Consider the following 23,355-nt stretch of genomic DNA (forward strand, 5'->3'; position numbering starts at 1 on the left):
CGGGGGCTCTGCTGCCGGCCCGCGCGCCCGGTTTTCCCTTGCGTGCGCGCGGCGCAGCCGGCAAGCCTTGGGGCAGGCGAGGAGCGCGGGCATGCGGCACCCTCAGGAGCGGCGGCGATGAGACGGCTTGCGGCAGCGGCGCTGGCCTATCTCATCACGCTCGCGGCGCGGCTGGTCACCGCGGCCCGGGCGGTCTGGGCCGGGGTGCCGCCGCTCCCCGAGCAGCGGATCTATTTCGCCAACCATCGCAGCAACGGCGATTTCGTGCTGATCTGGACCATGCTGCCGCCGGCGCTGCGGGCGCGCAGCCGGCCGGTCGCCGGGGCCGACTACTGGCTCGGCTCGGCGCTGCGCCGCTTCGTGATCCGCGACGTCTTCGACGCCGTGCTGGTCGACCGCAGCGGCAGGGCGCCGAAGGGCGCCGCCATCGTGGCGATGCTGGCGGCGCTCGATGCCGGGCGCTCGCTGATCCTCTTTCCCGAGGGCACGCGCAATGCCGGCGAGGCGCCGCTGCTGCCGTTCCGCCCCGGGCTCTACCACCTCGCCGCGGCGCGGCCCGAGATCCCGCTGGTGCCGGTCTGGATCGAGAACCTCAACCGGGTGATGCCGAAGGGCGAGGTGGTGCCGGTCCCGCTGATCTGCACCGTGGTCTTTGGCGAGGCGCTGCAGCTCGAGCCGGGCGAGGAGCGGGACGCCTTCCTGGCCCGCGCCGCCGCGGCGCTGGCGGCCACCCGCGAGGCGGAGTGCGGCCCGTGACCGGATGGGACCGGCACCTGCTGCTGCTCTCGCTCGGCACGCTGGTGCTGCTGGTGCTGTTCACCGCGGTGGGGCAGGTGCTGCGCGCCCGCCTCGGCGAGGGGCCGATGGTGGCCAATTTCAACACCCGGGTGAAGGCCTGGTGGGGCATGGCGGCGCTGCTGGCGCTGGCCTTCATGGCCGGGCGCAGCGGCGTGGTGCTGCTGTTCGCCGCCTGCTCCTTCGCGGCGCTGCGCGAGTTCGTGACGCTGACGCGCTTCCGCCGGGCCGATCACTGGGCGATGGTGACCGCCTTCTTCGTGGTCTTCCCGCTGCACTACTACCTGGTGTGGATCGACTGGTACGGGCTCTACGCGATCTTCATCCCGGTCTACGGCTTCCTGTTCCTGCCGATCATCGCGGTGCTGCGCAGCGACACCTCGGATTTCCTTGCCCGCATCGCCGAGACGCAATGGGCGCTGATGCTCTGCGTGTTCTGCCTCTCGCACGTGCCGGCGCTGCTCTATCTCAGGATCCCCGGCTACGAGGGCGGCAACGTGCTGCTGATCGCCTTCCTCGTGGTCGTGGTGCAGTTCTCCGACGTGATGCAGTATGTCTGGGGCAAGCTGCTCGGGCGGCGGCGGATCGCGCCGGGGCTGTCGCCCTCGAAGACCGTGGAGGGCTTTCTCGGCGGCGTGGCGACGGCGACGCTGGCCGGCGCCGGGCTCTGGTGGATGACGCCCTTCACCGTGCTGCAGGCCGGCGGGCTGGCGCTGGTGATCACGCTGATGGGCTTTCTCGGGGGGCTGGTGATGTCGGCGATCAAGCGCGACCGCGGGGTGAAGGACTGGGGCCACCTGATCCCCGGCCATGGCGGCTTCATCGACCGGCTCGACTCGGTGATCTTCGCCGCGCCGATCTTCTTCCACCTGGTGCGCTACTGGTGGTCGACGGCATGAGCGCCGAGGACCGCCGCCGGCCGATCCCGCAGCGCGAGGCCGGCTGGGCGCGCGCCGCGGCGCGCCGGCTGGCCGAGCGGGGCATCGCGCCCAACCGGATCTCGCAGGCCAGCCTCGCCGCGGCGGCGCTGGCCGGGCTGGCGCTGGCGCTGGCGCCGGGGCTCGGCGGCGGCCTGCGGGCGGGGCTGCTGGTGCTGGCGGCGGCGCTGATCCTGCTGCGCCTCCTGTGCAACATGTTCGACGGCATGGTCGCGGTGGAGGGCGGCAAGGGCACGGCGGACGGGCCGTTCTGGAACGAGGTGCCGGACCGCGCCGCCGATCTCGCGGTGCTGGTCGGCTGCGGCATCGGCGCCGGCGTGCCGGCGCTCGGCTGGGCGGCCGGGGCGATGGCGCTCGGCACCGCCTATGTGCGGGCCTTCGGCGAGGCGCTCGGCCAGCCGCCCGACTTCTCCGGCCCGATGGCCAAGCCGCAGCGCATGTGGGCGGTGATCGCCGCGGCGCTCGCCGCCGCCGCCGAGCCGCTCTGGGGCGGGCAGGGCGAGGCGCTGCGACTCGCGCTCTGGGCCGTCGCCCTCGGCGCCGGGTTCACCGCGCTGCGCCGCGGCCGGCGGCTCTTGACCCGGCTCGCCCGGGCGGGGCAGCCTGCACCGCTTTCGCGGGAGGACAGCACATGACATCGCCGCTTGCCGGGCTCCGGGTGGTGGAGCTCGCCCGGATCCTTGCCGGTCCCTGGATCGGCCAGACCCTTGCCGATCTCGGCGCCGACGTGATCAAGGTGGAGGCGCCGGGGGGCGACGACACCCGCGGCTGGGGGCCGCCCTTCGTCGAGCGCGAGGTGGATGGCCGGCCGGATCGCTCGGCCGCCTATTTCCACGGCGCCAACCGGGGCAAGCGCGGCGTCACCGCCGATTTCCGCACCGAGGAGGGCTGCGCGCTGGTGCGCGAGCTGGCCGCGAAGGCCGACGTGCTGGTGGAGAACTTCAAGCTCGGCGGCCTCGTGAAATACGGGCTGGATTTTTCAAGCCTTTCGGCGCTCAACCCGGGGCTGGTCTACTGCTCGGTCACCGGCTTCGGGCAGGACGGGCCGCGCGCCGCGCAGGCCGGCTACGACTTCCTGATCCAGGGCATGTCCGGCATCATGTCGCTGAACGGCGAGCCCGAGGGCGAGCCGCAGAAGATGGGCGTCGCCTTCGCCGACATCTTCACCGGGCTCTACGGCGTGATCGCGATCCAGGCGGCGCTGGCGCAGCGCGCGCGCACCGGCCTCGGCCAGCATATCGACATGAGCCTGATGGATTGCATGACCGGCGTGCTGGCCAACCAGGCGATGAACTGCATGGTCACCGGCGAGGCGCCGAACCGGCTCGGCAACGCGCATCCCAACATCGTGCCCTATCAGGTCTTTCCGGCCGCCGATGGGCATCTGATCATCGCCTGCGGCAACACCGCCCAGTTCCGCCGGCTCTGCGGCGTACTCAACCTGAGGGAGATCGGCGACGACCCGGCCTATGCCGAGAATGCCGGCCGCGTGGCCGACCGGGCGCGGCTGGTGGCGCGGCTCGCCGAGGCCACGGCGCGGTTCCCGCGCGATGCGCTGATCGGCGCGCTCGGCAAGGTCGGCGTGCCGGCCGGCCCGATCAACCGGGTGGACGAGGCGCTGGCGGACCCGCAGGTCGTCGCCCGCGGCCTGCAGATCGCGCCCGAGGGGGTGCCGGGGCTGCGCTCGCCGGTCGGCTTCTCCGCCGCCGAGCTCAGCCTCGGCCGCGCCTCGCCGGCGCTCGACCAGCACGGGGAGGCGATCCGCGCGGCGCTGGCCCGCGGCGAATGGCCCGCGCCGGAGCCGGAACCGGAGACGGAAAGGGGCGCCGGCTGAGCCTGCCGCCGCCGGTCGCCGCTGCCGCGCTGCCCCGGGCCCCGGCCTCAGGCGGCGCGGCGGGCCCGCATCGCGCCGATCGCGCCAAGCCCCGAGAGCAGCAGCACGAGGCTGGCCGGCAGCGGGATCGTGCCCTCGGCGCCGGCACCGATCGCGGCGGCGTTGTAGTCGACGCTGCCGAACTGGCTGAGCGTGTGGATCGCCGCCACGTCGACATCCGAGGCATAGCGCCGCTCGCCGGTGCTGATGCTCGGGTTCATCAGGGCCATGCTGTGCGCGAGATGGGGGGAGGCGCTGCCGGGCTCGCCGCTGAGCGTCAGATCGGCGCCCTCGAAGGGGCCGATATCGACATAGCCCACGGTGCCGCCGGGGGCGCCGGTGCCGTCGTAGAACTGGTCGTCGATCGGCTGGCCCAGATCGGAGAAGCCGAGCTGGTGGCCGATCTCGTGCAGCGCCACGGTGAAGAGGTCATGCGCGCCGACGGCAAAGCCGGTCGGCGAGCCGTATTCCCGCCCGAGCGACATCTCGCCGCCGCCGAGATCGACCATCGGCTCGAAGAAGGCCATGTATTCGGAATTGTCGAAGGGGGTGGAATCGGCGAACCAGGTGCGGCCGCTGTTGTCGAACTCGATGACGCCGTCCTTGCCGCTGGGGCCGCCGTCCGGGTTGCCGTTGAAGTCGCGCGCCACGGTATACTGCGTCGCCGTGGCCAGCGTGCTGCCGGAAAGGTTCGACCAGCCGAAATAGACGTTGAGGGTGCCCGGCGAGAGGATCACGGTCTCCCAGTAGTCCGCCGCCGCCTGGATCACGCTGGCCAGGGTGCCGCCGCCCTGCAGCGCCGGCGCGGCCTCGGCGGTGCCGCCGATGATCGGATAGGTGTTGCCGTTGGTGATCTCGCTGAGATTGATCGTCAGCGCCCCGGCCGGTGCGCCGGCCGCCACGGCCAGCGCCGCCGCAAGCGCTGTTGCCGCGGCCGGCTGTTTCGTTGCCCGATGGTACATTCCGCTTGCCTCGCCCAACTGTCCCCCGTCAGTGTCGGACAGCCGGACCCTCGCTGCTGGTGCAGCGCAATCGGACACGCGGCAAGAAGGGCCATCCTCACAACCCCAAGTTAAGTAAGATTTGAATGATCTGTCAACTGAAGCAACTCCGCGAGGCCCCGCACCGGCGCGCCGGGGCATGCCGGCGGCGCCCGTGCTGAGCGCCTCCGGCCCCGCCGCGGGCATCCGCTTCGCGCTGGTGGCGATGGTCTTCCTCGCGGTGCAGGACGGGGTCTCGAAGCATCTCGCCGAGGCCTATCCGGTGCCGTTCTTCGTGATGATCCGCTACTGGTTCTTCGCGCTCTTCGTGCTGGCGCTGGCCGGCCGGGCGCCGGGCGGGCTGCGCGCCGCGAGCCGCACCCGGATGCCGCTGGTGCAGGTCTTCCGCGGGCTGCTGCTGGCGGCGCAGATCCTGGTGATCGTGACCGCCTTCGACCTGATCGGGCTGGCGGCGACGCAGTCGGTCTTTGCGCTGCACCCGCTGCTGACCACGCTGCTGGCGATCCCGATCCTCGGCGAGGCGGCGGGCTGGCGGCGCCTCGCGGCGGTGGGGGTGGGGCTGCTCGGGGTGCTGGTGATCCTGCGCCCGGGCTCGGCGGTGTTCGTGCCGGAGGCGCTGCTGGCGCTGCTCGCGGCGGCGATGTTCTCGGTCTATCACGTGCTGACGCGGCTGGTGGCGCGCGAGGATGGCGGCTCCGGGCCGGCCTTCTTCTACACCGGCATCGCCGGGGCGGCGGGGCTGACGCTGCTCGGGCCGTTCTTCTGGACCGGCATGACCGCGGCGGATCTCGGCTGGCTGGCGGTGCTCTGCGTGGTCTCGCTCTGCGGCCACTACTGCCTGATCCGGGCGCTCGACGCCACCGAGGCGGTGCGGATCCAGCCGCTGGTCTATCTGCAGATGGTGTTCGGCATCGGCGTCGGCGCGCTGGTGTTCGGCGAGGCGGTGGACTGGCCGGCGCTGCTCGGCGTGGCGATGATCATCGGCGCCGGGCTCTACGTGATCTGGCGCGAGATGCGCGCGCGCGCCCCGGGCTGAGGGGCGCGGGCCGGGGGCGCGGGTCGGGGGGCGCGGGCCGGGGGCGCGGGCCGGTGCGCGCGCCCGGCGCTCACATCAGCGCCGGGCCGGGGCAGACATGGCCGCAGAGCGTGCCGCGGAAATTCCGGATCGGCGCCTCCGCCGTGGCGCGGTAGGCCGGGCTCTCGCGGTCGAGCAGGCCGAGCCGGGCCAGCACCGCCGCCATCGCCGCCGCGGCGCCGCGGTCGCCGCCGTCATCGACCTTCACCGCGACGCCGAGGCCCTTCTCCGGCAGGATCGCGACGAAGCCGCCCTCGGCGCCGGACTTGGTCGCCGTCGCGCCGGCGCTGGCCTCGGTCAGCAGGGTTGCCGAGGACGCCTTGTAGCCGATCAGCAGCGGATGCGCCGCCATCGCCGCGGCGAGCCGGGAGGCCGCCTCGGCGCGCCTGCCCGTGAGCCGCGCCGCGGGGTCGGCAAAGCGCGCCATGGCGGTGGCCATGCCCTTCAGCGTCAGGCCGAAATTCGGCGCCGAGCAGCCGTCGATCGCGGGGCCCTGCGGCTCCTCGTCGGAGACCTCGGCCAGCGCGTCGCGCACGCCCTGCTGCACCGGGCTGGCGGGGTCGAGATAGTCCGGCTCGCCGCGGTCGGCGCCGAGATGGCGGGCCAGCGTGAGAAAGCCGGTATGCTTGCCCGAGCACATGTGGTGCAGCGGCGTCGGCTCGGCGCCCTGCGCGCGCAGCGCCTTGCGCATCTCGGCATCGTCGGGCGCCATCACGCCGCAGCCGAGGGCGCCGGCATCGAGCCCGATCCCGGCCAGCCAGTCGGCGACCAGGCGGGTGTGGATCTCCGCCCCGCCATGCGAGGCGCAGGCCAGCGCGAGGTGGCGGTCGTCGAGCCCGGCGGCATCGGCGGCGCCGCTGTCGACCAGCGGCAGCGCCTGGATCATCTTGCAGGCCGAGCGCGGCAGGTGCACCCGCTCGACATGGCCCCAGGCGGCGACCAGCTCGCCCGCCGCATTGCAGACCGCCACCGCGCCGCGATGGCTGCATTCGAGGATGTCGCCGCGCCAGATCTCCGCGAGCACCGGGTTGGCGGGCGCGCCCTCGGCGGCATGGGCGTGCAGGCCGTGGGCGGTGTGGTCATGGCTGTCAGTCATCGATGAGCTCCATGGAGAAGGCGGGGCCGAGGGTGCCGCGCAGGTGCTGGAAGGCGAGGCGCAGGCGCGACTTCACGGTGCCGAGGGGCAGCCCCAGATCCCCGGCGATCTCGGAATGGCTCTGCTCGGAGAAGAAGGCGCGGCGGACCACGTCGCGCTGCTCCGGCGTGAGGTCCTCGATGGCGGCGCGCACCTGGGCGTCGCGCTCGGCGCCGGCGATGCCGCGCTCGGGCGGGGGCACCGGCTCGGACTGCAGCAGCGGCTCGTCCGGGTCGGGCCGGCCGCGCGCCTCGCGGCGGATCAGGTCGACCCGCTTGTTGCGCGCGATGGTGAAGATCCAGGTGGCGGCGCGGGCGCGGGCCGGGTCGAACTGCCCGGCGCGGCGCCAGAGCAGGATCATCACCTCCTGCGCGGCCTCCTCGGCGACGGTCTCGGCGGTGCCGCCGCGCAGCAGGAAGGCCTTGATCCGCCCGGCATAGCGCCCGAACAGCGCCACGAAGGCGGCCCGGTCGCCACCGGCCGCGATGGCCGCGAGCAGCGCCTCGTCGGCGGCATCGGCCCAGTCGGGGCCGTTGCCGGCGGCGGGCGGGGGATCGTGTTCCTGGTTCACGCGGCTATCGGGTTCCCTGCGGCCGGCGCGGGGACGCCCGGAGGCGCCCAAGCGGTGGATGCGAGCCAAGGCGGGCTGGCCTTTTCCGGCAAACCTGCGGTATGCTCGCGACCGGGCAACTCTGAGGCAAACCATCGCCCCCATCAAGGCCGGCCAAGAGCCCGCGGGGGCAGGTTGAATGAGGCGAGCATGACGAAACTCTTTCTGGCAGTGGCGCTGATCGTGGCGGGGGCGCTCCCGGTTGCGGCACAGACGCAGAACCGCGTGGAGGTCCAGCGCGACTGGGCGGTCTTCGAGGCGACCCTCGACAACAACAAGATCTGCTGGATCGCGTCGCGGCCCACCAAGTCGGTGGCGCTGCGCGGCGGCAAGCAGGTCCAGGTCAACCGCGGCGACATCTTCCTGATGGTCGCGGTGCGTCCGGCCGACAGCGTGAAGAACGAGATCTCCTTCATCGCGGGCTATCCCTTCAAGAAAGGCTCGAAGGTCGAGGCCAAGATCGGCGCGGCGACCTATGCCATGTCGACCAGCGGCGAGAATGCCTGGCTGAGCGGCCCGGCCGAGGACGCCAAGATGGTGACCGCCTTCAAGGGCGGCGTCGATGCGGTGGTCGAGGGGCTCTCGGCGCGCGGCACCACCACGGTGGACACCTTTTCGCTGCTCGGCTTCACCGCTGCGCTCGACAGCGCGCAGAAGCGCTGCAAGTGAGCCGAGGCGCGGGCAGGGCAGGGCGCAGGCGGGGAGGCGCGCATGGAAGCTGAATGGGCGCGCACCGTCGAGGGCAAGCTCGAGCTCGACGGCTTCATCGAGGCGCTGCACAAGGCGGCGGCGCCGATCGGCGTGTCGTCGCTGGAGTGGGAGATCCGCCGCGGCAGCTTCCTGAGCGACGAGATCACCTACAAGTTCGACGTCTCCGACGATCGCGACGAGGTCCGCGCCTTCTATGCCAGGCCGGTGGCCAGCGCCTATGTGGTGATCGCCCTGTTTCCCGCCGAGGTGCGCGAGATCATCGCGCTGGTGCATATCAACTTCGACGGCAAGCGCACCCGGATCCGGGTCGAGAGCCCCTCGCTGCGGGTTCTCGAACGGCTCCGCGCCGCGATGGGCTGAGCGGGCAGCCGGCCGCGCGCGGCCGGTGGCGCACCGGTCAGGGCGGCGCGGCCAGCGCCGCCGCGCGGGCGGCGAGCCGCGGCAGGTCGTCCCACTGCATCTCGACGATCTCGACCCCCCCGGCATCGCGGAACGCCGCGCCGGCGCTGCCGCCGAGCCGCGCATAGAAGCGCCGCGCCCCGTCGTTGCGCAGGCTGACCTCGAGGCCGAGGCGCCGCGATCCGGCCGCCGCCAGCCGGGCCGCCAGCGCGCCGACCAGCGCCGCCCCGGCGCCGCTGCCGCGCGCGCCGGGCAGCACGTGCAGCGCGGTGAGCCGGGCCGCCGAATCGCCGCGGAGGAGGGCATGGGCCAGCCCCTCCGGCGCCGCGCCGCGCTCGGCCAGCAGCAGCAGCTCGCCCGGCCGCGGCGCCCGCAGCACCCGGGCCCAGAGCGCAGCCCGGTCGGCCGCGAAGCCCGCGAGATCCTGCCCGGCGATATCCGCCGCATCGGCGCTGTCGGCCTTGCTCGCGGCATGCACCGCGCCGAGCGCCGGCGCATCCGCGGGCCGCGCCGGGCGGACCCGCCAGGGCGCCGCCGCGCCGCTCACCCCTTGGCCGCCATCGCCGCCATCGCCTGCGCCCGGTCGAAGAAGGCGCCGCCGAAATCCATCCGCCCCTGATGCGCGACGCCGGGGCCGACATAGCCCCAGACCGCGCCGGGCTCGACCGCCTGCACCCGCGTGCAGAAGGCGAAGTCGTCCGACAGCCAGCGCCCGTCCGGCTGCGGCATCCGGCTGAAGAAGTCCCAGACCGATTCGCCGAGCGCCCCGGCGGCATGCGGCAGCGCGGCCTGCCGGCCGAGCCCGCCCGCCCCGGCGACCCGGCGCAGCAGCGCGGTCTCGATCAGCGCGCAGCCCATGCCGATGCCGTCGAGCTGCACGAGCCCCTCGCGCACCTGCAGCCGGCCGTCGCCGTGGCGCAGCACGAAGGGCGAGGCGAGCGCGCGGGCGGTGTCCGGCGGATGGCCGGCGGCGCGCGCTGCGGCATAGGCCTCGAGATCGATCTGGCGCTTCGCATAGACCGCGCCGACCACCGGCCTGCCGGCGCCGAGCAGCAGCCGGAACACCTCGCCGCGGATCTTCATGTCGTTGTCGATGAACAGCACATGGCTGATCCCGGGCCGGGCCAGCGCCAGGCCGCAGATGTGGTTGCGGGCGGTGGCGACGTCGTGGAAGTCCACCGTCTGGAACCGCGGCTGCGCCCCGGATGCGGCGACCGCGCCGATCGCGGCGGCGAGGCTCTCGGCGCAGCCCGAGGTCAGGAGCCCGTCGGCGGTGGCGATGCCGATCAGCACCTCGCAGGCGGCGGCACCGGCGGCACCGGCGGTTTCGGCGGGGCCGGCCATGGCTCAGAGCATCGAGGGCAGGACCTGGTCGGGCGGCCGGTGGCCGTCGGCGAAGGTCTTGATGTTGAGGATCACCTTCTCGCCCATCTCGAGCCGGCCCTCCTCGGTCGCCGAGCCCATATGCGGCAGCAGCACCACGTTGGGCAGGCCGACCAGATCGGGGTTCACCGCCGGCTCCTTCTCGAAGACGTCGAGCGCCGCGCCGCCGAGCTGGCCGCGCTTGAGCATCCGGATCAGCGCGTTCTCGTCGATGATCTCGCCGCGGGCGGTGTTGACGATGTAGGCGGAGGGCTTCATCAGCTGCAGCCGCCGCGCCGAGAGCAGGTGATAGGTGGCCGGGGTGTGCGGGCAGTGCACGCTCACGATGTCCATCCGCGCCAGCATCTGGTCGAGGCTCTCCCAGTAGGTGGCGTCGAGCCCGGCCTCGGTCTCGGCATGCAGGCGCCGGCGGTTGTGGTAGTGCACCTGCAGGCCGAAGGCCCGGGCGCGGCGCGCCACCGCCTGGCCGATCCGCCCCATGCCGACGATGCCGAGCCGCTTGCCCCAGATCCGGTGGCCGGTGATCGCCGTCGGCGACCAGCCCTCCCAGCGGCCCTCCTGCATCAGCGCGAGGCCCTCCGCCATCCGCCGCGGCACCGCGAGGATCAGCGCCATGGTCATGTCGGCGGTGTCCTCGGTGAGCACGCCGGGGGTGTTGGAGACGAGGATGCCGCGGGTGCGCGCGGTGGCGACGTCGATATGGTCGACGCCGGCGCCATAGTTGGCGATCAGCCTCAGCCGCGGCCCGGCGGCGGCGAGCAGGGTCTGGTCGATCCGGTCGGTCAGCGTCGGCACCAGGACATCGGCCTCGCGCGCCGCCTGCGCCAGGTCGGCATGGCTCATCGGCCGGTCGGCGGTGTTGAGCCGCACCTCGAAGAGCTCGCGCATCCGCGCCTCGACCGCCTCCGGCAGCTTGCGGGTCACGACGACATGCGGGCGCTCGCGTTTCATGGCGCAAAGTCCTTCTTGCTTCGACAGCCTCCGTGATAATTTTCTGAGCCGGCGGCGGAAAGAGGCAAAACGCCCCGCCGCGGAAAATCCGGCCCTGGGGGGAGTGCGACGATGCGGTGGCGTCTGGTAACGGCGGTGGTGATTGGATGTGTCCTGGCGGTTCCGGGGGTGCGGGCGGCGGAGCCCGGCCCGGCGCCGCGGGGGCCGCAGGCGGTGGCGGCGATCGGCCCGGTCACCAAGCTGCGGATGCCCCGCTACGTCTCGCTCAATGCCCGCACGATCAACCTGCGGCGCGGCCCGGGGCTCGACTACCGGATCGATTTCGAGTTCCACGCCAAGGGCCTGCCGGTGCGGGTCATCGACGAATACGGCCACTGGCGCCGGGTGGTCGACAGCGAGGGCGACGACGGCTGGGTGTATCACGCGCTGCTCTCGGGCCGGCGCACCGTGCAGGTCACCGCCGAGGGGGTGCTGATGCGCCGCCGGCCGGTCGGGCTGACCGAGGCGACGGATTGTCGCGCGCTGGCCGCGCTGCCCGAGGATGCCGCCGCCTGTGCCGAGCAGGGCGCGATCGCCGAGCTCCTGGCCTGCCAGCGCTTCTGGTGCCTGGTCGGCGCGGCGGGGCGCGAGGGCTGGGTGCCGAAATCCGCGGTCTGGGGCGTCGATCCGGAGGAGGTCTTCGAGGACTGAGCCTGCGCCTGCGCCGACGGGGGCGGGGCGGGGGCCGGGGGCCGGGCGGCGAAGGCGCCGCGGCGCCGCCCGGAAGCCCGCTCAGCCCGCCTGCAGGGTGAGCACGAAGAACGGCGTGTCGCGGTAGCGCGTCGCGCCGGCGACCACCGCGACCGGCTGCAGCGCGCCGCCCGGCCGCATCAGCCGCGCCTCGAGGCGGATCTGCCGGGGCGCCGGCTCGAGCAGCGCGGCCGGCGTCTGCGGCAGCGCCAGATCGCCGGCGAGGCAGGCGGCCAGCGGCGTGCCGTTGCGGAGCAGCGCGGCCTCCGGCACCAGCGCCCGCGCCGCCTCGTTGGCGAAGCACACCCGGCGCTGCGCATCCGCCACGATGCAGGCCATCGGCACCACGTCGAGCCCGGCGCGCAGGTCGTTCTCGGGCTGGATCAGCACCGCGAAGCGGGTGACATAGCCCTGCGCATCGACCAGCGGCACGATCAGCCGCCGCCAGAGCCGCACGAAGACCGCCCGCGGCGGCTCGTGCTCGCTCAGCACCACCTGCCGGCGCTGCATCGCGGAGCGGTACAGCGCGACGAAGAACCGCCCGACATGGCCGCCGATATCCGAGACGCGCAGGGCGCGGAAGCTCCGGCTGAAATTCTCGGCGATCCGCTCGCCATAGTGGAGGAAGCGGAAATCGCGGCCGAAGCGCTCGGCCTCCAGCAGCTGCAGCCAGTCCGGGTAGGGCGTCGCGGCCGGGTCGAATTCATCGGCCAGCGGCAGCCCGGCATGGGTCGGCAGCGACCAGCAATGGGCGAGGAAGCGCTCGAACATCTCGTTGCGCAGGTCGAAGCGGTTCGGCGACCAGCGCACCGCCGGCGGCTGCGCGTGGTTGGCGATGAACAGCTGGGCCACGAGGTTGGACTGGCCCATGAAGATGCTGCCGGCAAGAATGTCGTCGTCGGAAAGGCCGGCGAGGGGCGTGACGGCCGGCTCGCATCTGCCCCGGCCATCCGTCGCCAGCGTGTGCGTCGCTCGTGTGCGCGTGCTCGCAACCATCGAATGAGTCCCGAAAAAATACAAATTGGTCAAGCCCTTATAACAGAACAGCGCGTGGCATACCATATGCAAGGCATGCCTGACGGCCGTCCCGGGGTCCTGTTTCGGGACGCCGGGCCGGGTCGGTGCACTGGCAGGGAGGGGGGCGGGCGGCCCCGGCCGGTCAGCCGGGCTTGCCGCGCAGCCGGATCACCACGTCGATGCGCGAGACCTCGGCGCCCTCGGGGGCGTCGGGCAGGGCCTCGAAGCGCACCGATTCGCGCGGCGCGTCGGTGAGAAAGCCGCCGTCCTCCCAGTAGAAATGCGCGTGGTCGGAGGTATCGGTGTCGAAATGGCTGCGCGAGCCGTCGACCATCACCTCGGCCAGCAGCCCGGCCTCGGTGAAGCTCTTGAGGGTGTTGTAGACGGTGGCCAGCGACACCTGCGCGCCGGCGCGCTGCGCGGCCTCGAACAGGCTGTCGGCGGTGATGTGGCGGTTGCGCCCGTCGCCCACCAGCAGGGTGGCCAGGGCAAGGCGCTGCCGGGTCGGACGCAGCCCGGCGCCGCGCAGCCAGTCGCCCGCACGCGCCAGTGCCTCCGCAGAGGCCATCGCTTCGCCGCCCGGATGCTCGTAATGGTCCTTCATGCTCCCCTCTCTAGCGCGATGGCCGCGCCAAGGCCAGAGCAAACCGTTGCCCTGCCGGCGCCGCGGCGGCCGGACCGCCGCATCCGGCGCCGCGGCGGGGGTTCTTGTGCCTCCGGAAACCCGGTGCTAGGGAGGCAGTCGCGACTGGACCCATGGGAGCCGAGCAGACCCGGGGAGGGCAATGACTGAACGTGCTGCGAGTTTCGACTACGAGGCGCTCCTGCGCTGTGCGCGGGGCGAGCTGTTCGGGGCGGGCAATGCCCAGTTGCCCGAGCCGCCGATGCTGATGTTCGACCGCATCACGTCGATCACCGCCGATGGCGGCGCCAACGGCAAGGGCCAGGTCGTCGCCGAGATGGACGTCAAGCCCGATCTCTGGTTCTTCAAGTGCCATTTCGTGGGCGATCCGGTGATGCCGGGCTGCCTCGGGCTCGATGCGCTGTGGCAGCTCACGGGCTTCTTCCTCGGCTGGCTCGGGATGCCGGGCCGCGGCCGGGCGCTCGGGGTCGGCGAGGTCAAGTTCACCGAGATGGTGACCCCCGATACCAAGCTGATCCGCTACACCGTGAACCTCAAGCGGGTGATCGATCGCAAGCTCAAGCTCGGGATCGCCGACGGGGTCATGGAACTCGACGGCAAGGTCGCCTACGTGACCAAGGACATGCGGGTCGGGCTGTTCAGCGACACCGCCCCGGCCTGACGCCGGAGCGCCGGCGCGCCCGCCACCACCCGGAGCCCATGTTCCGGAGCGAGGAGACACTGCACATGCGACGCGTTGTTGTGACGGGGATCGGCATCGTCTCGTCGATCGGCTCGAACGCCCAGGAGGTGACCGCGAGCCTGCGCGAGGGCAAGTCGGGCATCGTCTTTGCGCCGGACTATGCCGAGCGCGGCTTCCGCTGCCGGGTGCACGGCGCGCCGAATGTCGACATCGAGGCGCTGGTCGACAAGCGGGTGCGCCGCTTCATGGGCGAGGGCGCGGCCTGGAACCACATCGCCATGACCCAGGCGATCGCCGATGCCGGGCTCACCGAGGCCGAGGTGACGAACGAGCGTACCGGCCTCGTGATGGGCTCGGGCGGGCCCTCGACCAAGGCGCTGTTCACCGCGCACGAGACCGTGAAGAAGACCGGCGCGACCAAGCGCATCGGCCCCTTCGCGGTGCCCAAGGCGATGAGCTCGACCAACTCGGCGACGCTCGCGACCCCGTTCAAGATCCACGGCGTGAACTACTCGATCACCTCCGCCTGCTCGACCTCGGCGCATTGTATCGGCAACGCCGCCGAGCTGATCCAGTGGGGCAAGCAGGACATCATGTTCGCCGGCGGCGGCGAGGAGCTCGACTGGACGCTGTCCTGCCTGTTCGACGCGATGGGCGCGATGTCCTCGAAATACAACGACACGCCGGAGAAGGCCTCGCGCGCCTTCGATGCGGGCCGCGACGGCTTCGTGATCGCCGGCGGCGCCGGGGTGGTGGTGCTCGAGGAGCTGGAGCGCGCCAAGGCCCGCGGCGCCAGGATCTATGGCGAGGTGACCGGCTACGGCGCCACCTCCGACGGCTATGACATGGTGGCCCCCTCGGGCGAGGGCGGCGAGCGCGCGATGCGCCTCGCGATCTCCACCATCGGCGAGCGCAAGGTGAGCTACATCAACGCCCACGGCACCTCGACGCCGGCCGGCGACGTGGTCGAGGTGGAGGCCTGCCGCCGCGTCTTCGGCGAGGCGCTGCCGCCGATCAGCTCGACGAAATCGCTCACCGGGCACAGTCTCGGCGCCACCGGCGCGCAGGAGGCGATCTACTGCCTGCTGATGCTCGAGGGCGACTTCATCGCCGCCTCGGCCAATGTCGAGGCGCTCGACCCGGCGCTGGCACCCTCCGAGATCGCCACCGCGCGCATCGACAATGCCGGGCTCGACACGGTGATCTCCAACAGCTTCGGCTTCGGTGGCACCAATGCCACCCTGGCGATCAGCCGATACCGTGGGTGAGCCGATGTCTGGGTTGATGCAGGGCAAGCGCGGCCTGATCCTCGGTGTCGCGAACAATCATTCCATCGCCTGGGGCATCGCCGAGGCGCTGCACAACCACGGTGCGGAGCTCGCCTTCACGTTCCAGGGCGAGGCCTTCGAGCGCCGGGTGCGCCCGCTCGCGGCCTCGGTCGGCTCGCCGATCGTCGAGCCGGCCGACGTGACCGACGCGGCCAGCCTCGACGCCGTGTTCGCCCGGATCGAGGAGGTCTGGGGCCGGCTCGATTTCGTGATCCACGCCATCGCCTTCTCCGACAAGAACGAGCTGACCGGGCGCTATGCCGATACCAGCCGGGAGAACTTCCTCCACACGATGGACATCTCCTGCTACTCCTTCACCGACCTGGCGCGGCGGGCGGCGCCGCTGATGACCGAGGGCGGCGCGCTGGTGACGCTGACCTATCTCGGCGCACAGCGGGTCATGCCGAACTACAACGTGATGGGGGTGGCGAAGGCGGCGCTGGAGGCCAGCGTGCAGTATCTCGCCAACGATCTCGGGCCGCAGGGCATCCGGGTGAACGCGATCAGCCCGGGCCCGATGCGCACCCTTGCCGGCAGCGCCATCGGCGGCGCCCGCAAGGTCTACAAGGTCTGCGCCGAGAACGCGCCGCTGCGCGCCAATGCCACGCTCGAGGATGTCGGCGGGGCGGCGGTGTACCTGGTCTCGGATCTCGGGCGCGGCACCACCGGCGACGTGATCTTCGTCGATGCGGGCTACCACACCCTCGGCATGGTGCAGCTCTCCAACCTCTGATCCGGGCGCCCTCGAGGGCGCCTGCGCCGTCATCCCCCGCTCCCCCGGCCGTGCGGGCTGCGCCCGGCCGCGACCTGCGAGGGACGGACAGGCGCGGCCGGACATTCCTGAGTGCCGCGGGCGCGGCGATCGGTTCAGCGGCGGCGCGGGCCTGCCGGGCCGTTCCGCCCGGGGCGGCGGCGGGCGCGCCGGGGAGCGATGTCGGACAGCCTGGCGCGCGCCGCCCTGCGCCGCGGGCGCCTGCGGCGGGATCGCCGCCCCGTGCAGCGGGTGCCCGGGGCGGGATCGGCGCCCGGGCCGCGGCGGGCGCCTGCTGCGCGGTCGCCGACCGGGCCGCGGCAGAGGGGCGTTCCGGCGATGCCGCGCGGCCGGCCGCGGCGGTTCAGCGCTCGCCGGGGGTGCGGCGGAGCTCCGGCCGGTAGCCCGCGGCGAGCGCCCGGACGATCGGCTCCGGGGTCAGCAGGCGTGCCGGCCCGGCGGGGGCGGGGATCTCGCGATAGCCCGGATCGGCCCAGGCGAGCCAGCGCCCGTCCCAGCGGAGCACGGCGGTGCCCGGCACGGCGGCGGGCTCGGCCATGGCGCCCTCGGGCAGCGCGTCCGGCCGGCAGCCGGGCCGCTGCGGGCGGCGCTCCGGCGTCAGCCGCGCGCCGTGCAGGCAGGCGTCGATCTCCGCGGCGCGGCGGCCCGGCAGGCCGGCCGCCGCCCAGGCCGCCCGGAAGCGCCCGAGATCGGCGCGGCGACACTCGCCGCAGGGGCGGTGCCCGGCGGCCAGCGCGGTCACCTCGTCCCAGAAGAACAGCGCGGTGTAGCGGGTCGGCGCGCCCTTCGGCGGCATCGGCGGGCGCCAGCGGCCGCGGAAGGCGAGCCGGCAGCAGATCCAGGCCTTGCCGCGCCAGCGCGCGCGGCCGATGCGGCCCGCCGCGTCGTGCAGGCAGCCGCGATTGCCCATCCAGCCGCCGCGCCAGTCTGCCGCGACGATCTCGCCGAAGGGCGTGACGCGGTTCTGCAAGCCCATCTCAGCCCTGCGCCGGCCCGCAGGAGAGCCATTCATGCGCCCGGCCGAGCTTGCGCCGGACCGGCAGCGACAGCACGAAGGGATAGACGTCCTGCAGCCCGATCGCCCGGTTGGCATGGTTGAGCGCGATGGTGAGCCGGACCGCGCGCTGCAGCAGCCGGGCGCTGTCGGTCTCGGCATAGGCGTCATGGCCGGGTTCGGGCAGCCCGCGGCCGGTGAGCCCGGCGGCCAGCGCGCTGTCGAGCAGGTCGGTCAGGTGCAGGACATGCGCGGCGGTCTCGGCCCAGTCCTCGTGCGGATGGGCGCGGGCATAGGCGGTGATGAACTGCGCCGCGTGGTCCGGCGCCGGGCCCTCGGCATAGAAGCGCTCGAGCGCCGCGGCATAATCGGCCTGCTCGTCGCCGAAGACATGGCGGAAATTCGCATGGAAGCCCGACCGTTCGGCCAGCCGCAGGAAGAGGAAATGCGCGATCTCGTGGCGGAAATGGTCGATCATGGTGCGCAGCCGCTCGCCGAGATGCTCGCGCCGGGTGATCCGGGCCACCGGATCGACCTCGGTGATGTTGATCGTCACCAGCCCGTTGTCATGGCCCATGATGACGGTGGCGGGGCCGGTCGGGGTGTCCTCCGCCAGGAGGTGGAAGACCGGCCGCGCGCCGGGGTCGCGGTTGCCGAACCAGCCCCAGCGGGAGAGCCCGGCCAGCACCCAGCGCTTGGCCGTCTCGGCCTCGGCCCAGAGCCCGCGGTTCTCGCCGTGAAAGGTGTCCGGGATCACCTCGGTCATGGCGCAGGAGCGGCAGCGGCTCTCCGCCGCGCCGGGCTCGGCCCGCCAGTTGCAGCCGATCTCGTCGCGCTTCGAGCAGGGCATCGCGCCGATCAGGAAGCGCTGGGTCTCGGGGTCGAAGGCGACCGGCTGGTTGCAGCCGGCGCAGTCGGTGTTGCTGAAGAAGAGGGGGGCGCCGCAGTCGGGACAGCCGAAGAGTTTCATCGTGTGACGGGCTTCATTCTGGGCCTCAGACCCCGGCAGCGGGGGCGGGCGGCATCGGGGCGGGCGCGCTCTGGGGGAGCGGCACGGGGCGGGTCTCGGGTGCCGGCGGTGCGGGCAGGGGCTCGGGCAGGCTGCCGAAGCCGCCCTCGCGGGCGACCAGCAGCGCCACCACGAGCGCGGTCAGCAGGATCGACTTGATCAGGACGGAGAGCAGCCGGCCGGGCGCGCCCAGCATCCCCAGATCGAGGATCAGCATGAGCAGGCCGCTGCCGAAGACCGCGGCGAAGAGGCTCACCATGGGCGCCTCGGCCCGCCCCGGCGGCTCACGCGCCGGCCCCGGAGACGGCCTCGGCGACGGCCGCGGAATAGGCCCCGGCGAAGGCGGCGGGCGCGGGCGCGGGCAGCTCGGGCGCCGCGGCCAGCGCCGCCGGCGGGCGCAGCGGCGGGGCGCCGTGGGCGACCACGCCGAAGACCGCGCCGAACAGCACCAGCAGGATCGTCGGGAAGGCGAGCAGCGTCGCCAGCGGGATCATCCCGAGCAGCATCTCGGCGGCGGTGTGCTGGCGTTCCATGTCTCTCCTCCCTGCATCGGGCCGCAAGCATAGCGGCTCCGGGCGCCGCTGTCGCCCGTGGCAGGGGCGGTTCAGAGCAACTTGCGGAAGCGGGCGAGGTCGCGTGCCGTGACGATGCGGTGGCAGGCGGTGCCCGGCCCGGCCTTGTCGAGCAGCGCCAGCGTCCGGTCGCGCCGCAGGCCGCGATAGCCGAGCGTGAAGCGCAGGAAGCCGGTATCGAAGCGCTCCGGGCAGCCCGGCGCCAGATCCGGCCGCGACCGCCCGCGATGGCGCCAGGTGCGGCGCAGCACCCGCCAGAGCCGCAGCCAGCCGGGCGGGTCCAGCACCACCAGCGTGTCGGCACGGGCCAGCCGCTCGGGCCAGCTGTCGGAATAGTTGCCGTCGATCACCCAGGCCTCGCCGGCGGTGATCTCGCCGAGCCGGGCGCGGAGCGCGGCGCGGCTGCCCTGGACCCAGCCGGGCTGCCAGAACAGCCCGTCGACATGCACCACAGGCAGGCCGCGGCGCGCGCCGATCTCGCGGGCGAGGGTGGACTTGCCCGCCCCCGGCCCGCCGACGATCATCACCCGGCGCACCGGCTCAGTCCTCCGCCTCGCCGTCGGTCTCGGGCACCGCCTCGGGTTCGAGCAGGCCGAAGCTGGTGCCGCCGGGCTCGGTGAGCACCGCGAGCCGCCCCATGCCGGGCCAGTGCGTGTCCGGCACCTGGATGATCGCGCCGAGCCGGCGGGCGCGCTCGGTATCCGCCCCGGTGCTGGCGACGCGGAAATACGGGATCCAGCGCGGCGGCGAGATCTCGAAGCGGGTCGAGCGCAGGAACAGCCGCGGCGCCGCGCCGTCCGACAGCACCGCGCCCCAGCCGGTCCGGCGCGCCTCGAGCCCGAGCACATCGGCATAGAAGCCGGCGCGCTCCGCACCGTCCGGCGCCCAGAGCTCGGCGGCATGCGGCAGCCCGGGCCGCCCGGCCGGCCAGGGCTCGAATTCCGGCGAGATCATGCCGAACTGGGTGCCGCCGGGATCGCGCGCGTCGAGCCGCCGCCCGTTGCCCGGGATCTCCGAGAGCTCCGCCTTGCCGGCGCCGAGGGCGGCGATGCGCGCCGCCGCGCGGTCGATGTCGCCGGCCAGCCAGGCCAGCCAGCGCGGCGGCGCGAAGGCGCCCATCGCCATGAACTGGTTGGCAAACGCGGTCTCGCCGTCGGCGATCAGCGGCAGCGTGCCGAAGGGCGCGACATGCATCGGCCGCATCTGCCAGGCGAAGAGCGCGCCATAGAACGCCGCCGCGCGGGTCACGCGCTGCGCGTTGAGTTCGAGCCAGCCGATGCGGCCGGGCGCCCAGCCGGCGCCGTTCCCGGTCATCGCCGCCGCTCCGTCAGGCGCCGGAGCCGAGCGTCTCGGCGGCGATCTCGGCGCGCGACTTGCGCGCCCGCTCGGTGGCCGACTTGAGCTGGCCGCAGGCGGCGAGGATGTCCTCCCCGCGCGGCGTGCGCACCGGCGAGGCATAGCCGGCGCGGTTGACGATCTCGGCGAAGGTCTCGATGCGCTCCCAGTCCGAGCGCTCGTAGACCGCGCCGGGCCAGGGGTTGAACGGGATCAGGTTGACCTTGGCGGGGATGCCGGCGATCAGCTGCACCAGCCGCCTGGCGTCGGCATCGCTGTCGTTGACGCCCTTGAGCATGACGTATTCGAAGGTGATCCGCTCGGCATTCGAGAGCTTCGGATAGGCCCGGCAGGCCTCCAGCAGATCGGCGATCGGCCATTTCCGGTTGATCGGCACCAGCTCGTTGCGCACGTCGTCGGTGGTGGCGTGGAACGAGATCGCCAGCAGGGTGCCCGCCTCGGCCCCCCAGCGCGGGATCTCCGGCACCACGCCCGAGGTCGAGAGCGTGATGCGCCGGCGCGAGAGGCTGAGCCCCTCGCCGTCCATCGCGATCTGCATGGCGTCGCGCACGCCCTCGACATTGTAGAGCGGCTCGCCCATCCCCATCAGCACGATGTTGGACACCAGCCGGTGCTCCGAGGGCCGGGTGCCGGGCTCGGGCCATTCCTCGAGATCGTCGCGCGCCACCAGGATCTGGCCGACGATCTCCGCCGGGGTCAGGTTGCGCACCAGCTTCTGCGTGCCGGTGTGGCAGAAGGTGCAGGTCAGCGTGCAGCCGACCTGCGAGGAGATGCAGAGCGTGCCGCGGTCCTCCTCGGGAATGTAGACGCATTCCACCTCGTGCCCGCCGGCGATGCGCAGCAGGTATTTCCGGGTGCCGTCGCGCGAGAGCTGGCGGGTCACGATCTCCGGCCGGTCGAGCGTGAAGGCCTCGGCCAGCTCGGCGCGGAAGCCCTTGGAGAGGCTGGTCATCTCCTCGAAGCCGCGCGCCCCGCGGGAATAGATCCACGACCAGAGCTGCCCGGCGCGCATGCGGATCTGGCGCTCCGGCACCCCGGCCCCGGCCAGCGCCGCGGCAAGCCGCGCGCGGGTCATGCCGATCAGGTTGGGCCGTGCCGCGGCCGCCTCGCGCCGCGGCAGCGTCGCGAAATCGGGCTGGATGGCGGTGGCGGGCGGCGGGCCGGCGGGCGCGCGCTCGGACATGGGGCTCTCCATCGGATGATTGACCCCGGGAAATAGCATCTCCGCCGCGGCGCCGCCAGAGGGGCGGGGGCCAGCGCGCGCCGGAGTGGTGCCGTGCAGCACTGGCGCGCAGGCCCTGCTGCGTGTAGGACGGGCGCAGCGAGTTGGAGACAGTGCCATGCCCGGAGCCGCACATGGGGGGGACGACTTCCGCGGGCAGGCCCGGGGGCGGGCCGGCCCCGGTGCGGGTGCCGGTGCGGGCGCCGGCGAGGGCCCGGGCGCGGATATCTTCCGCAGCTGGGTCGAGGCGCACCGCGCGCTGCTCGAGAGCGGCGGCCTCGCCGGCCCGGTCTGGCGCCAGGCCGAGCTCCTGTTCGAGGCCTGGGGCCGCTTTGCCGAGAATTTCGCCGAGGCCCATGCGGCGCGCCATGGCGGGCCCGGCGCCTCGCCCTTCGATCCGGCCGGCTGGCTGCGCCCCGAGGGCGGCGGCGGGATGTCGGACTTCATGCGCTGGCTCGAGGGGCCGGAGCTCGCCGATCTCTGGGGCGAGCCGCGCGCCGCGCTCAAGGGCACGCGGGAATGGCTCGCCTGGCTCGCCGCCGACGGCCAGATGAAGGCGGTGCTGGGCGAGGCCTGGATCGCCGCCTTCCGCCGCTTCGTCGAGGGGCTGGCCGGGGAGGGCGGGCCGCCCGGCTGGGACGCGATGGTGGCGCGCTGGCTCGCGATCGCCGAGGAGGAGACCGCGCGGGCCTATCGCTCGCCGGCCTATCTCGCGGCGCAGCGCGACCTGATCGCCGCCGAGACCGCGCTCCGGGCCGGGCTCCGCGCGCGCATCGAGACGGTGGCGGAGCTCGTCGGCCTGCCGACCCGGGCCGAGCTCGACGACCTGCACGAGACGCTGCATGGCCTTCGCCGCGAGATGCGCAGGATGAAGGCCGGGAGAGGGCATCCGTGAGCGGCGCCGGCGACGACGCGCCGAAATCCGGCCCCGGCCCCGGCTCTGGCCCCGGCCCGATGGGCGAATGGGCCGACCTGGTGCGCCGCGGCGCGCGGCTCGCCGCCGCCATGGCGCGGGCGAGCTGCGACGGGGTGGAGATCGCCGCCACGCCGAAGCGCGAGATCTGGCGCGACGGCAAGATCTCGCTGCACCGCTACGCCGCCACCCGGCCGCAGAGGCTCGGCCCGATGCTGATCCTGCACGGGCTGTTCGGCCGCCAGACCATCACCGATCTCGAGCCCGAGCGCTCGCTGGTGCGCCGGCTGCTGGAGGCCGGCACCGATCTCTGGGTGCTCGACTGGGGCTGCCCGACGCGGGCCGATCGCTGCAACGACTTCGCCGATTATGCGCTCTACTGGCTGGGCGATGCGATCGAGGCGATCCGGGCCGAGACCGGGGCGCCGCAGGTGGCGCTGTTCGGCATCTGCCAGGGCGGGGTCTTCGCGCTCTGCCATGCCGCGCTCCGGCCCGAGCGGGTCTCCGGCCTGGCGCTGGCGGTGACGCCGGTGGATTTCCACGCCGATGCCGCCGACCCCTCGCCGCAGGCGGGTTTCCTCAACCTCTGGGCGCGCAATCTCGACCCGGCGGTGCTCGACGCCTTCCTCGCCGAGCGCGGGCTGGTGCCGGGCACGATGACCGGCGCGGTGTTCCAGAGCCTGACGCCGAGCCGGGTGATGGCGCGCTACGGCACCGAGCTGATCGGCAAGGCGGATGACGACGCCGCGCTCGAGACCTTCCTGCGCATGGAGACCTGGCTGGCCGACCGGCCCGACCATCCGGCCGCCGCGGCGCGGCAATGGCTGGTGGATCTCTATCGGCGCAATGCGCTGGTGGCCGGCGAGTTCGCGCTCGACGGCGAGCCGGTCGATCTCGGCCGCATCGCCTGCCCGATCCTCAACATCGTGGCGCAGGCCGATCACATCGTGCCGCCGCCCTGCTCGCGGGCCCTTGCCGGACGCACCGCAAGCCGCGAGTATCGGCTGCTCGAGGTGCCCACGGGCCATATCGGGGTCTTCGTCAGCGAGAAGGCCCGCGGCATCGTGGCGCCTGCGGTGGCGGACTGGCTGGCGGGGCTCGCGACGGGCGGGGCGCGCCGGGCGGCAAGCGGCTGAGCGATGCACGGGCACGGTTCCGGGGGCGGAGAGGTTTCGCTGCCCGGCGTTCGCGCTATGTGCAAGGATAGGCATTTCTCCGGCGCCGCGGCGTCGATGCGCAAGATCAGG

28 protein-coding genes are annotated in these 23,355 nt (G+C 73.3%); 13 read left to right on the forward strand and 15 right to left on the reverse strand.

The window, feature by feature from the left end; all coding sequences use genetic code 11:
- The first annotated feature begins 117 nt into the window (after positions 1-117).
- Genes QSJ97_RS06230 through QSJ97_RS06245 form a run of 4 tightly spaced genes read left to right on the forward strand, consistent with a single transcriptional unit; the run spans position 118 to position 3,567 of the window.
- Positions 118-756 (forward strand): lysophospholipid acyltransferase family protein, encoded by a 639-nt coding sequence (locus QSJ97_RS06230; RefSeq protein ID WP_285670795.1) that lies wholly within the window; start codon positions 118-120, stop codon positions 754-756.
- On the forward strand, positions 753-1,694 hold the full coding sequence (locus QSJ97_RS06235; protein WP_285670796.1) for a phosphatidate cytidylyltransferase: 942 nt from the start codon (positions 753-755) through the stop codon (positions 1,692-1,694). The genes QSJ97_RS06230 and QSJ97_RS06235 overlap by 4 nt, the downstream gene beginning before the upstream one ends.
- The gene (locus tag QSJ97_RS06240) at positions 1,691-2,368 is read left to right on the forward strand and encodes a CDP-alcohol phosphatidyltransferase family protein (protein WP_285670797.1); all 678 of its coding nucleotides are present in this window, start codon (positions 1,691-1,693) and stop codon (positions 2,366-2,368) included. The genes QSJ97_RS06235 and QSJ97_RS06240 overlap by 4 nt, the downstream gene beginning before the upstream one ends.
- Complete coding sequence (locus QSJ97_RS06245; RefSeq protein ID WP_285670798.1) at positions 2,365-3,567, forward strand: CaiB/BaiF CoA transferase family protein; 1,203 nt, start codon at positions 2,365-2,367, stop codon at positions 3,565-3,567. The genes QSJ97_RS06240 and QSJ97_RS06245 overlap by 4 nt, the downstream gene beginning before the upstream one ends.
- 47 nt (positions 3,568-3,614) lie before the next feature.
- Here the strand turns inward: QSJ97_RS06245 and QSJ97_RS06250 are convergent, their stop codons facing one another.
- On the reverse strand, positions 3,615-4,568 hold the full coding sequence (locus QSJ97_RS06250) for a VPLPA-CTERM sorting domain-containing protein (RefSeq protein ID WP_285670799.1): 954 nt from the start codon (positions 4,566-4,568) through the stop codon (positions 3,615-3,617).
- 178 nt (positions 4,569-4,746) lie between these two features.
- On the opposite strand from QSJ97_RS06250, the gene QSJ97_RS06255 reads away from it, so the two are divergent.
- Complete coding sequence (locus tag QSJ97_RS06255; protein WP_285670800.1) at positions 4,747-5,643, forward strand: DMT family transporter; 897 nt, start codon at positions 4,747-4,749, stop codon at positions 5,641-5,643.
- A 70-nt stretch (positions 5,644-5,713) separates the two neighbouring features.
- On the opposite strand, the gene QSJ97_RS06260 is transcribed toward QSJ97_RS06255, so the two are convergent.
- Together QSJ97_RS06260 and QSJ97_RS06265 are read right to left on the reverse strand one after the other, a co-directional pair.
- The gene (locus tag QSJ97_RS06260) at positions 5,714-6,778 is read right to left on the reverse strand and encodes an asparaginase (protein WP_285670802.1); all 1,065 of its coding nucleotides are present in this window, start codon (positions 6,776-6,778) and stop codon (positions 5,714-5,716) included.
- On the reverse strand, positions 6,771-7,388 hold the full coding sequence (locus QSJ97_RS06265; RefSeq protein WP_285670803.1) for a sigma-70 family RNA polymerase sigma factor: 618 nt from the start codon (positions 7,386-7,388) through the stop codon (positions 6,771-6,773). The genes QSJ97_RS06260 and QSJ97_RS06265 overlap by 8 nt, the downstream gene beginning before the upstream one ends.
- A 189-nt stretch (positions 7,389-7,577) precedes the next feature.
- Between QSJ97_RS06265 and QSJ97_RS06270 the strand changes: the two genes are divergently transcribed.
- Entirely contained in the window at positions 7,578-8,096 is a 519-nt protein-coding gene (locus QSJ97_RS06270; protein WP_285670804.1) for an invasion associated locus B family protein, read from the forward strand.
- A 42-nt stretch (positions 8,097-8,138) separates the two neighbouring features.
- A complete protein-coding gene (locus QSJ97_RS06275) occupies positions 8,139-8,498 on the forward strand; it encodes a hypothetical protein (RefSeq protein ID WP_285670805.1) in 360 nt (119 codons plus the stop codon).
- A 37-nt stretch (positions 8,499-8,535) separates the two neighbouring features.
- Here QSJ97_RS06275 and QSJ97_RS06280 read toward each other — a convergent pair whose 3' ends face one another.
- Genes QSJ97_RS06280 through QSJ97_RS06290 form a run of 3 tightly spaced genes read right to left on the reverse strand, consistent with a single transcriptional unit; the run spans position 8,536 to position 10,871 of the window.
- Entirely contained in the window at positions 8,536-9,084 is a 549-nt protein-coding gene (locus tag QSJ97_RS06280) for a GNAT family N-acetyltransferase (protein WP_285670806.1), read from the reverse strand.
- Positions 9,081-9,881, reverse strand: a complete 801-nt coding sequence (locus QSJ97_RS06285; RefSeq protein WP_285670807.1) for a hypothetical protein — start codon at positions 9,879-9,881, stop codon at positions 9,081-9,083. The genes QSJ97_RS06280 and QSJ97_RS06285 overlap by 4 nt, the downstream gene beginning before the upstream one ends.
- Before the next feature lie 3 nt (positions 9,882-9,884).
- Positions 9,885-10,871: a 2-hydroxyacid dehydrogenase gene (locus tag QSJ97_RS06290; protein ID WP_285670808.1), complete on the reverse strand. Its 987-nt coding sequence runs from the start codon at positions 10,869-10,871 to the stop codon at positions 9,885-9,887.
- Between the two features lie 111 nt (positions 10,872-10,982).
- Here QSJ97_RS06290 and QSJ97_RS06295 point away from each other — a divergent pair, with 111 nt between their 5' ends.
- On the forward strand, positions 10,983-11,561 hold the full coding sequence (locus tag QSJ97_RS06295; RefSeq protein ID WP_285670809.1) for an SH3 domain-containing protein: 579 nt from the start codon (positions 10,983-10,985) through the stop codon (positions 11,559-11,561).
- Positions 11,562-11,642: 81 nt separating this feature from the next.
- On the opposite strand, the gene QSJ97_RS06300 is transcribed toward QSJ97_RS06295, so the two are convergent.
- Both QSJ97_RS06300 and irr read right to left on the reverse strand, forming a co-directional pair.
- A complete protein-coding gene (locus QSJ97_RS06300; RefSeq protein WP_285670811.1) occupies positions 11,643-12,596 on the reverse strand; it encodes a hypothetical protein in 954 nt (317 codons plus the stop codon).
- A 163-nt stretch (positions 12,597-12,759) separates the two neighbouring features.
- Positions 12,760-13,221: a Fur family transcriptional regulator Irr gene (gene irr, locus QSJ97_RS06305; RefSeq protein ID WP_434220891.1), complete on the reverse strand. Its 462-nt coding sequence runs from the start codon at positions 13,219-13,221 to the stop codon at positions 12,760-12,762.
- A 181-nt stretch (positions 13,222-13,402) separates the two neighbouring features.
- On the opposite strand from irr, the gene fabA reads away from it, so the two are divergent.
- The 3 genes from fabA to QSJ97_RS06320 all read left to right on the forward strand — a co-directional run bounded on the left by fabA (position 13,403) and on the right by QSJ97_RS06320 (position 16,003).
- Positions 13,403-13,921: a 3-hydroxyacyl-[acyl-carrier-protein] dehydratase FabA gene (fabA, locus tag QSJ97_RS06310; RefSeq protein WP_285670812.1), complete on the forward strand. Its 519-nt coding sequence runs from the start codon at positions 13,403-13,405 to the stop codon at positions 13,919-13,921.
- A 65-nt stretch (positions 13,922-13,986) separates the two neighbouring features.
- Positions 13,987-15,210 carry a beta-ketoacyl-ACP synthase I gene (fabB, locus tag QSJ97_RS06315; RefSeq protein WP_285670813.1) on the forward strand — a complete coding sequence of 408 codons (1,224 nt, stop codon included), beginning with the start codon at positions 13,987-13,989 and terminating at the stop codon, positions 15,208-15,210.
- 4 nt (positions 15,211-15,214) lie between these two features.
- Positions 15,215-16,003 carry an enoyl-ACP reductase FabI gene (locus tag QSJ97_RS06320; protein ID WP_285670814.1) on the forward strand — a complete coding sequence of 263 codons (789 nt, stop codon included), beginning with the start codon at positions 15,215-15,217 and terminating at the stop codon, positions 16,001-16,003.
- A 382-nt stretch (positions 16,004-16,385) separates the two neighbouring features.
- On the opposite strand, the gene QSJ97_RS06325 is transcribed toward QSJ97_RS06320, so the two are convergent.
- The 7 genes from QSJ97_RS06325 to rlmN all read right to left on the reverse strand — a co-directional run bounded on the left by QSJ97_RS06325 (position 16,386) and on the right by rlmN (position 21,156).
- Positions 16,386-17,018, reverse strand: coding sequence for a hypothetical protein (locus QSJ97_RS06325; protein ID WP_285670815.1), 633 nt, complete (start codon positions 17,016-17,018; stop codon positions 16,386-16,388).
- A gap of 1 nt (position 17,019) precedes the next feature.
- Positions 17,020-18,006, reverse strand: a complete 987-nt coding sequence (locus QSJ97_RS06330; RefSeq protein WP_285670816.1) for a zinc-binding metallopeptidase family protein — start codon at positions 18,004-18,006, stop codon at positions 17,020-17,022.
- Positions 18,007-18,031: 25 nt separating this feature from the next.
- Positions 18,032-18,304, reverse strand: a complete 273-nt coding sequence (locus tag QSJ97_RS06335) for a hypothetical protein (RefSeq protein WP_285670817.1) — start codon at positions 18,302-18,304, stop codon at positions 18,032-18,034.
- A 25-nt stretch (positions 18,305-18,329) separates the two neighbouring features.
- Entirely contained in the window at positions 18,330-18,578 is a 249-nt protein-coding gene (locus QSJ97_RS06340; protein WP_285670818.1) for a hypothetical protein, read from the reverse strand.
- A 71-nt stretch (positions 18,579-18,649) separates the two neighbouring features.
- Positions 18,650-19,153 (reverse strand): P-loop NTPase family protein, encoded by a 504-nt coding sequence (locus QSJ97_RS06345; protein ID WP_285670819.1) that lies wholly within the window; start codon positions 19,151-19,153, stop codon positions 18,650-18,652.
- Between the two features lie 4 nt (positions 19,154-19,157).
- Complete coding sequence (locus tag QSJ97_RS06350) at positions 19,158-19,931, reverse strand: VOC family protein (protein ID WP_285670820.1); 774 nt, start codon at positions 19,929-19,931, stop codon at positions 19,158-19,160.
- A gap of 13 nt (positions 19,932-19,944) precedes the next feature.
- Positions 19,945-21,156, reverse strand: a complete 1,212-nt coding sequence (rlmN, locus tag QSJ97_RS06355; RefSeq protein WP_285670821.1) for a dual-specificity RNA methyltransferase RlmN — start codon at positions 21,154-21,156, stop codon at positions 19,945-19,947.
- 157 nt (positions 21,157-21,313) lie between these two features.
- Here rlmN and QSJ97_RS06360 point away from each other — a divergent pair, with 157 nt between their 5' ends.
- Complete coding sequence (locus tag QSJ97_RS06360) at positions 21,314-22,090, forward strand: poly(R)-hydroxyalkanoic acid synthase subunit PhaE (RefSeq protein ID WP_285670822.1); 777 nt, start codon at positions 21,314-21,316, stop codon at positions 22,088-22,090.
- Positions 22,087-23,244: an alpha/beta fold hydrolase gene (locus tag QSJ97_RS06365; RefSeq protein ID WP_285670823.1), complete on the forward strand. Its 1,158-nt coding sequence runs from the start codon at positions 22,087-22,089 to the stop codon at positions 23,242-23,244. The genes QSJ97_RS06360 and QSJ97_RS06365 overlap by 4 nt, the downstream gene beginning before the upstream one ends.
- The last annotated feature ends 111 nt before the right edge of the window (positions 23,245-23,355 follow it).

This window comes from Paralimibaculum aggregatum (genome assembly GCF_030270585.1).
Classification (GTDB): Bacteria; Pseudomonadota; Alphaproteobacteria; order Rhodobacterales; family Rhodobacteraceae; genus Thermohalobaculum; species Thermohalobaculum aggregatum.

What these genes read in the sequence shown, in the direction of transcription:
- QSJ97_RS06230 (WP_285670795.1), top strand. Translation starts at nt 118, where the DNA reads ATGAGACGGCTTGCGGCAGCGGCGCTGGCCTATCTCATCACGCTCGCG.
- QSJ97_RS06240 (WP_285670797.1), top strand. Translation starts at nt 1,691, where the DNA reads ATGAGCGCCGAGGACCGCCGCCGGCCGATCCCGCAGCGCGAGGCCGGC.
- QSJ97_RS06245 (WP_285670798.1), top strand. Translation starts at nt 2,365, where the DNA reads ATGACATCGCCGCTTGCCGGGCTCCGGGTGGTGGAGCTCGCCCGGATC.
- QSJ97_RS06250 (WP_285670799.1), bottom strand. Translation starts at nt 4,568, where the DNA reads ATGTACCATCGGGCAACGAAACAGCCGGCCGCGGCAACAGCGCTTGCG.
- QSJ97_RS06255 (WP_285670800.1), top strand. Translation starts at nt 4,747, where the DNA reads ATGCCGGCGGCGCCCGTGCTGAGCGCCTCCGGCCCCGCCGCGGGCATC.
- QSJ97_RS06260 (WP_285670802.1), bottom strand. Translation starts at nt 6,778, where the DNA reads ATGACTGACAGCCATGACCACACCGCCCACGGCCTGCACGCCCATGCC.
- QSJ97_RS06270 (WP_285670804.1), top strand. Translation starts at nt 7,578, where the DNA reads ATGACGAAACTCTTTCTGGCAGTGGCGCTGATCGTGGCGGGGGCGCTC.
- QSJ97_RS06275 (WP_285670805.1), top strand. Translation starts at nt 8,139, where the DNA reads ATGGAAGCTGAATGGGCGCGCACCGTCGAGGGCAAGCTCGAGCTCGAC.
- QSJ97_RS06285 (WP_285670807.1), bottom strand. Translation starts at nt 9,881, where the DNA reads ATGGCCGGCCCCGCCGAAACCGCCGGTGCCGCCGGTGCCGCCGCCTGC.
- QSJ97_RS06290 (WP_285670808.1), bottom strand. Translation starts at nt 10,871, where the DNA reads ATGAAACGCGAGCGCCCGCATGTCGTCGTGACCCGCAAGCTGCCGGAG.
- QSJ97_RS06295 (WP_285670809.1), top strand. Translation starts at nt 10,983, where the DNA reads ATGCGGTGGCGTCTGGTAACGGCGGTGGTGATTGGATGTGTCCTGGCG.
- QSJ97_RS06300 (WP_285670811.1), bottom strand. Translation starts at nt 12,596, where the DNA reads ATGGTTGCGAGCACGCGCACACGAGCGACGCACACGCTGGCGACGGAT.
- irr (WP_434220891.1), bottom strand. Translation starts at nt 13,221, where the DNA reads ATGAAGGACCATTACGAGCATCCGGGCGGCGAAGCGATGGCCTCTGCG.
- fabA (WP_285670812.1), top strand. Translation starts at nt 13,403, where the DNA reads ATGACTGAACGTGCTGCGAGTTTCGACTACGAGGCGCTCCTGCGCTGT.
- fabB (WP_285670813.1), top strand. Translation starts at nt 13,987, where the DNA reads ATGCGACGCGTTGTTGTGACGGGGATCGGCATCGTCTCGTCGATCGGC.
- QSJ97_RS06320 (WP_285670814.1), top strand. Translation starts at nt 15,215, where the DNA reads ATGTCTGGGTTGATGCAGGGCAAGCGCGGCCTGATCCTCGGTGTCGCG.
- QSJ97_RS06325 (WP_285670815.1), bottom strand. Translation starts at nt 17,018, where the DNA reads ATGGGCTTGCAGAACCGCGTCACGCCCTTCGGCGAGATCGTCGCGGCA.
- QSJ97_RS06330 (WP_285670816.1), bottom strand. Translation starts at nt 18,006, where the DNA reads ATGAAACTCTTCGGCTGTCCCGACTGCGGCGCCCCCCTCTTCTTCAGC.
- QSJ97_RS06335 (WP_285670817.1), bottom strand. Translation starts at nt 18,304, where the DNA reads ATGGTGAGCCTCTTCGCCGCGGTCTTCGGCAGCGGCCTGCTCATGCTG.
- QSJ97_RS06340 (WP_285670818.1), bottom strand. Translation starts at nt 18,578, where the DNA reads ATGGAACGCCAGCACACCGCCGCCGAGATGCTGCTCGGGATGATCCCG.
- QSJ97_RS06350 (WP_285670820.1), bottom strand. Translation starts at nt 19,931, where the DNA reads ATGACCGGGAACGGCGCCGGCTGGGCGCCCGGCCGCATCGGCTGGCTC.
- rlmN (WP_285670821.1), bottom strand. Translation starts at nt 21,156, where the DNA reads ATGTCCGAGCGCGCGCCCGCCGGCCCGCCGCCCGCCACCGCCATCCAG.
- QSJ97_RS06360 (WP_285670822.1), top strand. Translation starts at nt 21,314, where the DNA reads ATGCCCGGAGCCGCACATGGGGGGGACGACTTCCGCGGGCAGGCCCGG.